The following is a 9,942-nucleotide window of genomic DNA, read 5'->3' as shown; positions in this document are numbered from 1 at the left end:
GTTCGGGAGGGGAGGGGGACGGGTTTCAGCGGACCGGTGTGCCGTCCTCGCGCAGCTGCATCTGCGGCCGGCCCGTCACCAGCAGCCAGGCCGGCAGCGAGGCGACGCAGAGCACGGCGATGATCCCCGGCGAAGCGACCAGCACCGCGGCGACGAACAGGCTCACCCAGCCCTGCCGGGTGATGGCCAGCAGCACTCCGAGCACGGCGGCCGAGACCCCGATCGAGGGATGCACCCCGGACACCAGGGCATGGGCGCCCAGGCCCAGGGCGGTGCCGACGAACACCGCCGGGAAGATGCGCCCGCCCCGGAAGCCGCAGGACGCGGCGACCAGCAGCGCGGCCAGCTTCACGACTGTCAGCAGGGCGTACTCCCCGGCCGACCGGCCGTCCGGGTCCCGCGCGAGTTCGGCGATCTCGTCCAGCCCTTTGAACAGCGTGAGATGTCCGCCCAGGGCCGCGAGGGCGCCCAGCACGAGGCCGCCCGCCGGGAGCATCAGCATCGGGTGGCGCAGCCGGCGGAAGGCGCCGTGCACGTACGGGAAGGCCCGCACCACGGCCATGCCGAGCAGGGCGCCCACCGCCGCGACCACGACCGCCGCCAGCAGGTCGCTCCAGCCCGGCCGGCCGAAGGAGGGCAGGTTCAGGTCGAAGCTCGGGTGATCGATGAGGGTGGCGGTGAGGGCACCGGCCGTGGCGGCGGTGAGCGGTGCGAAGACGTTGTCCCACAGCAGCCCGCGGGCCTCTTTCCCGGCCAGCGCCTCGGAGATCACCAGGGCCGCCGCGACCGGCGTGCCGAACAGGGCGCCGATCGTCGCCGCCTCGGCCAGCGCCGGCCAGACCCGGCCCGGCGCCCGCGGCACGAGCCGGGCGCCCAGCCAGACCGCAAGGGCGACGTTCACGGTGATGATGGGGTTCTCGGGGCCGAGGCTGGGCCCGCCGGCCAGCATCATCACGGTCACCAGCAGCAGCCCCGGCAGCACGACGGGCGGCAGGACGGGGGCGTCCAGTCCGATGGTCGCCGGATCCGGGCCCGCGTGCCCCGGCATCTTCCACACCACCAGCCCGACCGCGACGCCGGTCGCGAGGAGCATCACGAACATCCATGCCACGGAGTACCGGCCGATGCCCAGCGCGTCGGGCAGCGGCCCCCAGAGCACGTGCTCCAGTTCCTCGGCGGCGACCTCGACCCCGACCAGGACCAGGCTGGACAGGATCCCCACGGCCAGGGCGGGCAGGATCGTCGGCACCAGGGTGCGGGCGGGAGTCGCGGGGGTGACGGAGGGCGCCTGCTGCGCGGGATCCTGGACCACGCGCACACCATAAGCGCCTTAAAGCGGACAAATCGCAAACACGCTTGCACCTCACGTGGCGTGAGGCCCGACCGTGGAGCACGGAAGAAGAAGGGAGCGGAAGTGAACTACTCCGTGGGACAGGTCGCGGGATTCGCCGGCGTCACGGTGCGCACGCTGCACCACTACGACGACATCGGCCTGCTCGTCCCGAGCGAACGCAGCCACGCGGGCCACCGGCGTTACAGCGACGCCGACCTCGACCGGCTGCAGCAGATCCTGTTCTACCGGGAGCTCGGCTTCCCGCTCGACGAGGTTGCCGCCCTGCTCGACGATCAGGCCACCGGAAAGGCGGACCCGCGCGCGCACCTGCGCCGGCAGCACGAACTGCTGACCGCCCGGATCGAGAAGCTGCGGAAGATGGCGGCGGCCGTGGAGCACGCCATGGAGGCACGCACGATGGGACTCGACCTCACACCCGAGGAGAAGTTCGAGGTCTTCGGGGGCAAGGACCCGGAGCAGTACGCGGAGGAGGTGGAGGCGCGCTGGGGCGGCACGGACGAGTACGCCGAGTCGCAGCGCCGCACCGCGAGCTACACGAAGGAGGACTGGAAGCGCATCCAGGCCGAGGCCGCCGAGTGGGGCGAGCGCTACGTCGCCCTGATGTCGGCGGGCGAGGACCCGGCCGGTGAGGCGGCCATGGCCCTGGCGGAGGAGCACCGGCAGCACATCTGCAGGTCGTTCTACGAGTGCTCCTACGAGCTCCACCGCTCCCTCGGCGAGATGTACGTCTCCGACGAGCGCTTCACGGCGTTCTACGACGCGATGCGCCCGGGCCTCGCGGAGCACCTGAAGGACGCGATCGCCGCCAACGCGGACCGCCACACCTCCTGATCCCCGACCCGGGAGTGCCTCACTCCCGGGTCAGGACCACCGCCGTGCCGTACGCGCACACCTCGGTGCCCACGTCCGCCGCCTCCGTCACGTCGAAACGGAACGCCAGGACGCCGTTGGCGCCACGCGCGCGTGCCTGTTCGACGAGTCGTTCCATGGCCTGGTTGCGGGTCTGCACGAGCGTCTTGGTGAGCCCGCGCAGCTCGCCGCCGACCATCGACTTCAGCCCGGCGCCGATCTGGCTCCCCAGGTGCCGGGAGCGCACGGTCAGGCCGAAGACCTCGCCGATCACCTCGCGCACGTGGTAGCCGGGTACGTCGTTCGTGGTGACGACGAGGACGTCGGGCTCCGGGCCCTGACCGCCGCCGTATTCATCGATGCCCATGGTTCACAGCTTTGACCGGGACCGCGCACAGTGCATCCTGAGTACGCCCATGGAACCTGGGTCATGACGGTTGCGTTGATACTTTGAGGCAGCCAGCCCCAGCCCGTACCCCACAGCAGCAGGAGCCACATCCCCGTGACCACGCTTGCGCTCGGCCCCGAGTGGCTCAGCCCGGACTACCTGATCTCGACGTTCAGTCTGCCCGGCATCCTGCTCATCGTCTTCGCGGAGTCCGGTCTCTTCGCGTTCCTGCCCGGTGACTCCCTGCTGTTCACGGCGGGCCTCTTCGTGGCCGAGGGCACCTACATCACCCAGCCGCTGTGGCTGGTCTGCACGCTGATCGTGCTCGCCGCCGTCATCGGTGACCAAGTGGGCTACACGATCGGCAAGTTCCTGGGCCCGAAGCTCTTCAACCGTCCCAACTCCAAGCTCTTCAAGCAGGAGAACCTGGACAAGGCCCACGAGTTCATGGAGAAGTACGGCCCCAAGGCGATCGTCCTGGCCCGCTTCGTCCCCATCGTGCGCACCTTCGCCCCCATCGTGGCGGGCGCCGGCCGCATGAAGTACCGCACGTTCCTCACGTACAACATCATCGGCGGCATCCTCTGGGGCACCGGCGTCACCGTCGCCGGCTACTGGCTCGGCCAGATCGACTTCATCAACAAGAACGTCGAGCCGATCCTCGTCCTGATCGTCCTGCTCTCCGTCGTCCCGATCATCATCGAGTACCTGCGCGAGCGCTCGAAGAAGAAGCGCGGGGCCGCGCAGGCCCCCGCGGAGCGGCAGCAGCAGACCCCCGCCATGGACGACGCGACGACCCAGCTCCGCCGCATCACCCCGGACGACCAGCCGCCCCACCACCAGCCGCAGCAGCCCCCGTACGGCAACCAGAACGGCTACGACGACCAGCAGTACTACGGCCAGTACCCGCAGAGCCCGGGCTACGGCCAGCAGCAGCCGTTCGGACAGGCCCCCGCCCCGCAGGGCGTTCCGCACGGCGCCCCGCAGGGCGCTCCTCAAGGCGCTCCCCAGTGCCCCGGTGTGTCCGCCGCGCTCCAGCAGTTCAAGGAGACCCCGACGGGGCAGCGTTGGACGCAGCAGAACAAGAAGCTCGTCCGCGTCGACCTCGGCATCGGCGGACAGCCCGTGCTGGCCCGGCAGGGCAGCATGGTGCTCTACCAGGGCAAGGTCGACTTCAGCTACAAGGGCGCCGGGTTCTCCGGCCGGATCGCCGGCAACGCGACCGGCCAGGAGATGCAGCTGATGCGCTGCACGGGCCAGGGCCAGGTGTTCCTCGCCGAGAACTCGACCATGCTGCACCCCTTGGAACTGCAGGGTGACGCCGTCTGTGTCTCCGCCGAGAACGTCCTCGCGTTCGACGAGAGCCTCCAGTACGAGATCCGCCGCATCGAGGGCCACGGCATCCCCGGCGGCGCGCTGTTCACCATGCAGTTCCAGGGCACCGGCACGATCGTCGTGAAGACGCACGGCACGCCCGTGGTGCTGCCCGTCACGCCCACCACGTTCGCCGACTGCAACGCCGTGGTCGCCTGGTCGGCGGCGGCCCAGGTCGTCGTCTCCAGCCAGGTGAGGATGCGCCGCAACGCCTACGCCGGTGACACGGGGGAGAGCGTCAACCTCCAGTTCCGGGGAGCGCCCGGCAACTTCATCGTCGTCCAGCCGTACGAGGTCTGAGGGAGCCCGTCATGACACAGCAGCTCGCGGGCCATGCCCCCGCACCCGTCACCGCCCGCATGGAGAACCACGGCAACCACATGCTGAAGGTCGCCATGCAGACCGGGAACGATCTCCTCGCGCGCGTGGGGTCGATGGTCGCCTACGAAGGCTTCGTGCAGTACGAGCCCAACCCGCCGGCCGTGCGTCAGATCGCCAAGGACTGGCTCACCGGCGAGGGCGCGCCCCTGATGAAGTGCTCCGGCGACGGCCTGCTCTACCTCGCCGACTACGGGGCGAATGTCGTCGTCATCAACCTCAACGGTGACGGCATCTCCGTCAACGCCACCAATCTGCTCGCATTCGACGCCCACCTGACGTGGGGCGTGGAGCGGGTCAAGGGGCTGGCGAAGTTCGCCGGGCAGGGCCTGTGGAACACCAAGATCTCCGGACAGGGCTGGGTCGCGCTGACCTCCCGGGGCAAGCCCATCGTCGTCGACTGCGGAGGCGGCGAGGACGAGACCTACGTCGACCCCGACGCGCTCGTCGCCTGGTCCCCGAACCTCAAGGTGAAGGGCAAGCGGAGCTTCCGGGCCCAGTCGCTGATCGGCCGCGGCAGTGGCGAGGCCTACCAGATGGCCTTCTCCGGTCAGGGCATCGTCGTCGTCCAGCCCAGCGAGGACAGCACCGACCGCCTCCGGGTCCGGGGCTGAGGGGGAACACACGCCATGCAGAGCCCGATTTTCGCCTACAACGAGCAGCAGACCCAGGACCGCTGGAGTCTGCAGAACAAGCAGATGCTGCGCGTCGCCCTGGAGGGCCACGACGACATCCTGGCCCGCAAGGGCACTATGGTCGCCTACCAGGGCCTCGTCGAGTTCGACGCCGAGTACCAGAGCAACGACCAGTCCCGCGCGCGTGCGCAGACCGGTGAGGGGCTCGACCTGATGCGCTGCCACGGGCAGGGCACGGTCTACCTCGCCAATCTCAAGCAGCACGTGCACGTCATGGAGGTGGACCAGGACGGCCTCACCGTCGACAGCAGCTACGTGCTGGCGATGGACTCCTCCCTGCACCACGAGGTCATCGCCGTGGACAGCCTCTACGGCATCTCCGGCTCGGGGAAGTACCAGCTCAACATCACGGGCCGGGGCAAGCTCGCCCTGATGACCTCCGGGATGCCGCTGCTGCTGCAGGTGACGCCCGACAAGTACGTCAACTGCGACGCCGACGCGATCGTCGCCTGGTCGACGAGCCTGCGCGTGCAGATGCAGGCCCAGACGCACTCCTCCGGGGTGTGGCGGCGCCGCGGCAGCACCGGCGAGGGCTGGGAGCTGAGCTTCATGGGTACCGGCTTCGCGCTCGTCCAGCCGAGCGAGCTGCTGCCGCCGCAGGGCGCCCAGGTCGGCTCGGGCCTCGCCGCGCAGTACGGCATGGGCCAGCAGGGGGCACGGGGCCAGAACCAGGGCAACGTCTGGAGCTGAGCGCTACGCGGGCCCGGCCGATCGGGGGCTGTTCGTCCTGCCGCGGGCCGTCCGTGGCCGGTCGCGCAGTTCTCCGCGTCCCTGACGGGGCGCGCACCCCCGGTCAGGACCACGTGTAAGGGCCGGCCGCTCATGCGGCCGCCCCTTACACCCGCTCAGAGCCTCGCGCGCGTCGCCGCCAGTAGTCGTACGACCGACTCGTCCGCCACGTTCGGAACCTCGTCGTACCCGAACCAGCGCAGGTCCAGGGACTCGTCGCTGATCGTGTGGGCGGCGTCCGGTGGCGCCACGACCGCGTACTGGACGTCGAAGTGGCAGTGACACGGTGGCGGGATCGGATGCCGGTCCAGACGCACCGGGCCGCCGGGCAGCAGAGAGAGCCCCGGGACACCGGACTCCTCCGTCGCCTCGCGCAGGGCCGCGTCCGCCAGACGGGCATCACCCGGCTCGCAGTGGCCGCCCGGCTGCAGCCACATCTGCAGCTTCGTGTGCAGCGTCAGCAGCACCCGGCCGCCGTCGGGGTCGATCACCAGCGCGCTCGCCGTGATGTGCCCCGCCTGGCAGGCCTTCCACAAGCCGTCCGGATGCTCCGCCAGATGGTCGAGATACGCCTGGCGGAGGTCCGTCTGGTCCTCGTACCCCTTCAGTACGAGGACCGCGTCGTCGTACAGGCTCACTCGGAGTCGTCGCCCTTGCTCTTGTCCTCGCTCTCGTCCTTCTTCTTCAGGTCGGGCTTGTCCGCCGCCTCGCCGAGCATCTTGTCCAGCTCGGAGAAGTCGATCTGCTCGCGGTGCACGAAGCCGTCCGGGTCGTCGAGGTCGGACGCCGTCGGCAGCATGTCCGGGTGGTGCCACAGGGCGTCCCGGCCGTCGACACCGCGCGCGTCCGTGAGCGAGGCCCACAGACGGGAGGCGTCCCGCAGGCGGCGCGGGCGCAGCTCCAGGCCGATCAGTGTGGCGAACGTCTGCTCGGCCGGACCGCCCGAGGCGCGGCGGCGGCGCAACGTCTCGCGCAGGGCGTCGGCGGACGCCAGGCGGGGTTTCGCGGCGGCGTGGACCACCGCGTCCACCCAGCCCTCCACGAGCGCCAGAGCAGTCTCCAGACGGGCCAGGGCGGCCTTCTGCTCGGGCGTGTCCTCCGGCTGGAACATGCCCTGCTGGAGGGCTTCCTGCAGCTGCTCAGGATTCTGCGGGTCGAACTGGCCGACCACGTCCTCCAGCCTGGCCGTGTCGACCTTGATCCCGCGCGCGTAGCCGTCGACCGCACCGAACAGATGCGAGCGCAGCCACGGCACGTGCGCGAAGAGACGCTGGTGGGCGGCCTCGCGCAGGGCGAGATACAGCCGCACCTCCTCCTGGGGGACGCTCAGGTCCTTGCCGAACGTCTCGACGTTCACCGGCAGCAGCGCCGCCTTGCCGGCCGGGCCGAGCGGCAGGCCGACGTCGGACGAGCCGACGACCTCGCCGGCGAGCACGCCTACGGCCTGCCCGATCTGCGTGCCGAACATGGCGCCGCCCATCGAGCGCATCATGCCGATCAGCGGGCCGGCCATGGCCTGCATCTCCTCCGGCAGGACGTCGCCCATGGCGGTGCCGACGCGCTCGGCGACCGGGTCGACGAGCTCCTTCCAGGCGGGCAGGGTGGCCTCGACCCACTCCGCGCGGCTCCAGGCCACCGCGGTGGCGGCGCCGGAGGGCAGGGACGTGGCATCGTCGAGCCACAGGTCGGCCAGGCGGACGGCTTCCTCGACGCCCTTGCGGTCGGCGGGGCCGACACTGGCGTCCTTGGTGCCGTCAGGACTGCCCTGGGAGACGGTCTGGCGGGCGATCTGCTTGGCCATGTCCCAGTTCACCGGGCCGCCCTCGTAGGAGAGCATCTGGCCCAGCTGCTGGAACGCGGCTCCCAGGTCGGTGGGGTTCAGCGACCCGAACATGGCTGCGAACGGATTGTCCGCACCGGGGCCGCCGGGGCCACCAGGGCCTCCGCCGAAGCCTCCGGCTCCGGGCAGGTCGCCGAAACCGAACGGGTTGGCCGGTCCCTGACCACCACCGCTCTGCTGGTCCTTCTTCTTGCCCTCGTCGCCGTCGTCCGGCTCCTCCGGCGGAAGGCCGAATCCGAATGGGGTGTCACTCACGGGATTCCTCGGCTGGTAGGGCCGCCGGTTCTTTCCGGCGGCACGGCTGCCCGACATCACCACCCAGCGTAGACACCTGGGGCGGATCGGGCCTCGGTGCTTCGCCGACTGACGGCCTGCGGCAGGATGGATGCCACCTGGTACGCACGCGTCGGACGCGCTCGTACTGAAGACAACCGCTGGAGACGCCCGGTGAGTTCCCCAGATCCGCAGGTTCGCGCAGCGCGAAACCAGTCAACCAGTTCCGCGAGTCCCGCGGCGCGCGGCCCCGTCGTCGCGGTCACCGGCGCCGCGTACGGCGTAGGAGCCCTGCTCACCGAGCAGCTCGCCGCGTCCGACGAGGTCAAGCAGGTCGTGGCCATCGACGAGCGGCGCGGCGAGTGCGCGTCGGCCCAGTGGCACATCCTGGACGTACGGGATCCGGCCATCGCGGACAAGCTGCGCGGTGCCGACGTGGTGGTGCACCTCGCGCTGGATCTCGATCTGGAAACCGACGCGGCCGCCCGAACGGCCTACAACGTGCGGGGGACGCAGACCGTCCTGACGGCCGCCGCGGCGGCCGGAGTGCACCGGGTCGTGCTCTGCACCTCGGCGATGGTCTACGGGGCGTTGCCCGACAATGAGCTGCCCCTGTCCGAGGAGGCCGAGCTGCGCGCCACCGCCGAGGCGACCGGAGTGGGCGACCTGCTGGAGATCGAACGGCTGGCGAGGCGCGCGCCCCGGGCGCACCCGGGGCTCAACGTCACCGTGGTACGGCCCGCCGTGCTGGTGGGCGGAGGCACGGACACCGCGCTGACCAGGTACTTCGAGTCTCCCCGGCTCCTCGTCGTCGCCGGGTCGCGGCCCGCGTGGCAGTTCTGCCACGTCGAGGACCTGTGCAGCGCGCTGGAGTACGCCGTCCTGGAGAAGGTCGACGGGGAACTGGCCGTCGGGTGCGACGGCTGGCTGGAGCAGGAGGAGGTCGAGGAGCTCAGCGGGATCCGGCGGATGGAGCTGCCGTCGGCGGTAGCGCTGGGTGCGGCGGCGCGGCTGCACCGCATCGGGCTCACGCCGTCGCCGGCCGGGGACCTGGCGTACACGATGTACCCGTGGGTGGTGAGCGGCAGCCGGCTGCACGACGCCGGCTGGCGCCCGCAGTACACCAACGAGGAGGTGCTGGCGGAACTCCTGGAGGAGGTCGCCGGCCGGCACACGGTCGCCGGGCGGCGGCTGGGCCGCAAGGACGCGACGGCCGCTGGTGCCGCCGGCGCGACGGTGGCACTGCTGGGCGCGGCGGCGGTGGTACGGCGGGCGCGAAAGGCCCGGCGCCGAATCTGACGCAGACCTGCGCCCGGCCTCGCATACGGGCGGAGGCCTCTGCTTCGGGGCTTCGTTTCGGGCGGAGGCCTCTGCTTCCCGGCTTCGTACCGGGTGGACGCCTCTGCTTCCGGCCTCCCGTAGGCCCCCGCATACGCTCCCGCATCCAGCCCCGTATCCGGTCGAGACCTCTGCATCGTGCCTCCGCATCAGGCGACGACCACGCGTACGCGCGCGTGCCGGTCGATGGCTCTATTCCGTGCTGTCGGTCGCGTGCGGCACGATGGGGGCATGGCAACCACGAACGATCACCCCGGTGAGCAGGCCGCGCAGGACCCGATCCGGCTGATCGGGATCCGGGACTCGGCACTCTCCCTGGACGAGGTGTTCCGGGCCGTCGGGGACGACGCGGCCGGGGGCACCGCGCTCTTCGTGGGGGCCGTGCGGAACCACGACGGGGGCGCCGATGTCGAGGAGCTGGGGTATTCGTGCCACCCCAGCGCCGAGGCCGAGATGCGGCGGATCGCCGAGAAGGTCGCTGCCGAGTTCCCGGTGCGGGCACTGGCGGCCGTGCACCGCGTGGGGGACCTCCGGATCGGGGACCTGGCCGTGGTCGTCGCGGTGTCCTGCCCACATCGCGGAGAGGCCTTCGAGGCCTGCCGGAAGTTGATCGACGACCTCAAGCACGAAGTGCCCATCTGGAAGCACCAGAAGTTCTCCGACGGCACCGAGGAATGGGTCGGCGCGTAGCGCCGTCCTTGAGGGGTGGTGGTCGGGTGACGGG

General features: G+C 70.8%; 10 protein-coding genes and 1 pseudogene. 7 read left to right on the top strand and 4 right to left on the bottom strand.

The genetic code is table 11. The features are described 5' to 3' along the window. Positions 1-25 precede the first annotated feature (25 nt). Positions 26-1,312 (bottom strand): ion channel protein, encoded by a 1,287-nt coding sequence (locus C1J00_RS30685; RefSeq protein WP_102912249.1) that lies wholly within the window; start codon positions 1,310-1,312, stop codon positions 26-28. Positions 1,313-1,414: 102 nt separating this feature from the next. Between C1J00_RS30685 and C1J00_RS30680 the strand changes: the two genes are divergently transcribed. Then, positions 1,415-2,185 carry a MerR family transcriptional regulator gene (locus C1J00_RS30680; protein ID WP_102912248.1) on the top strand — a complete coding sequence of 257 codons (771 nt, stop codon included), beginning with the start codon at positions 1,415-1,417 and terminating at the stop codon, positions 2,183-2,185. Between the two features lie 19 nt (positions 2,186-2,204). On the opposite strand, the gene C1J00_RS30675 is transcribed toward C1J00_RS30680, so the two are convergent. Next, the gene (locus tag C1J00_RS30675) at positions 2,205-2,570 is read right to left on the bottom strand and encodes a YbjQ family protein (protein WP_102912247.1); all 366 of its coding nucleotides are present in this window, start codon (positions 2,568-2,570) and stop codon (positions 2,205-2,207) included. Positions 2,571-2,705: 135 nt separating this feature from the next. On the opposite strand from C1J00_RS30675, the pseudogene C1J00_RS48380 reads away from it, so the two are divergent. The 4 genes and pseudogenes from C1J00_RS48380 to C1J00_RS30655 form a co-directional block, all read left to right on the top strand. Continuing rightward, positions 2,706-3,569: pseudogene (locus C1J00_RS48380) on the top strand (DedA family protein); the annotation flags it as partial. Between the two features lie 42 nt (positions 3,570-3,611). Next, positions 3,612-4,265 carry an AIM24 family protein gene (locus tag C1J00_RS48375; RefSeq protein ID WP_439333447.1) on the top strand — a complete coding sequence of 218 codons (654 nt, stop codon included), beginning with the start codon at positions 3,612-3,614 and terminating at the stop codon, positions 4,263-4,265. An 11-nt stretch (positions 4,266-4,276) separates the two neighbouring features. Then, a complete protein-coding gene (locus tag C1J00_RS30660) occupies positions 4,277-4,957 on the top strand; it encodes an AIM24 family protein (RefSeq protein WP_030854889.1) in 681 nt (226 codons plus the stop codon). A 15-nt stretch (positions 4,958-4,972) separates the two neighbouring features. Then, the gene (locus C1J00_RS30655) at positions 4,973-5,728 is read left to right on the top strand and encodes an AIM24 family protein (RefSeq protein ID WP_102912246.1); all 756 of its coding nucleotides are present in this window, start codon (positions 4,973-4,975) and stop codon (positions 5,726-5,728) included. A 155-nt stretch (positions 5,729-5,883) separates the two neighbouring features. On the opposite strand, the gene C1J00_RS30650 is transcribed toward C1J00_RS30655, so the two are convergent. Together C1J00_RS30650 and C1J00_RS30645 are read right to left on the bottom strand one after the other, a co-directional pair. Continuing rightward, positions 5,884-6,405, bottom strand: coding sequence for an NUDIX hydrolase (locus C1J00_RS30650; protein WP_102912245.1), 522 nt, complete (start codon positions 6,403-6,405; stop codon positions 5,884-5,886). After that, positions 6,402-7,862 (bottom strand): zinc-dependent metalloprotease, encoded by a 1,461-nt coding sequence (locus C1J00_RS30645; protein ID WP_102912244.1) that lies wholly within the window; start codon positions 7,860-7,862, stop codon positions 6,402-6,404. Before C1J00_RS30645 ends, C1J00_RS30650 begins: the two co-directional genes overlap by 4 nt. Before the next feature lie 192 nt (positions 7,863-8,054). Here C1J00_RS30645 and C1J00_RS30640 point away from each other — a divergent pair, with 192 nt between their 5' ends. Then, positions 8,055-9,179: an SDR family oxidoreductase gene (locus C1J00_RS30640; RefSeq protein WP_102912243.1), complete on the top strand. Its 1,125-nt coding sequence runs from the start codon at positions 8,055-8,057 to the stop codon at positions 9,177-9,179. 270 nt (positions 9,180-9,449) lie between these two features. Continuing rightward, entirely contained in the window at positions 9,450-9,908 is a 459-nt protein-coding gene (locus C1J00_RS30635; RefSeq protein ID WP_102912242.1) for a molybdenum cofactor biosynthesis protein MoaE, read from the top strand. Positions 9,909-9,942 lie beyond the last annotated feature (34 nt).

Source organism: Streptomyces cahuitamycinicus (genome assembly GCF_002891435.1).
Lineage (GTDB): Bacteria > Actinomycetota > Actinomycetes > Streptomycetales > Streptomycetaceae > Streptomyces > Streptomyces cahuitamycinicus.
This window is presented reverse-complemented; position numbering and strand designations above follow the sequence as displayed.

Excerpts from the sequence above, each read along its gene's own strand:
- C1J00_RS30675 (WP_102912247.1), bottom strand. The coding sequence starts at position 2,570 with ATGGGCATCGATGAATACGGCGGCGGTCAGGGCCCGGAGCCCGACGTC.
- C1J00_RS30660 (WP_030854889.1), top strand. The coding sequence starts at position 4,277 with ATGACACAGCAGCTCGCGGGCCATGCCCCCGCACCCGTCACCGCCCGC.
- C1J00_RS30655 (WP_102912246.1), top strand. The coding sequence starts at position 4,973 with ATGCAGAGCCCGATTTTCGCCTACAACGAGCAGCAGACCCAGGACCGC.
- C1J00_RS30635 (WP_102912242.1), top strand. The coding sequence starts at position 9,450 with ATGGCAACCACGAACGATCACCCCGGTGAGCAGGCCGCGCAGGACCCG.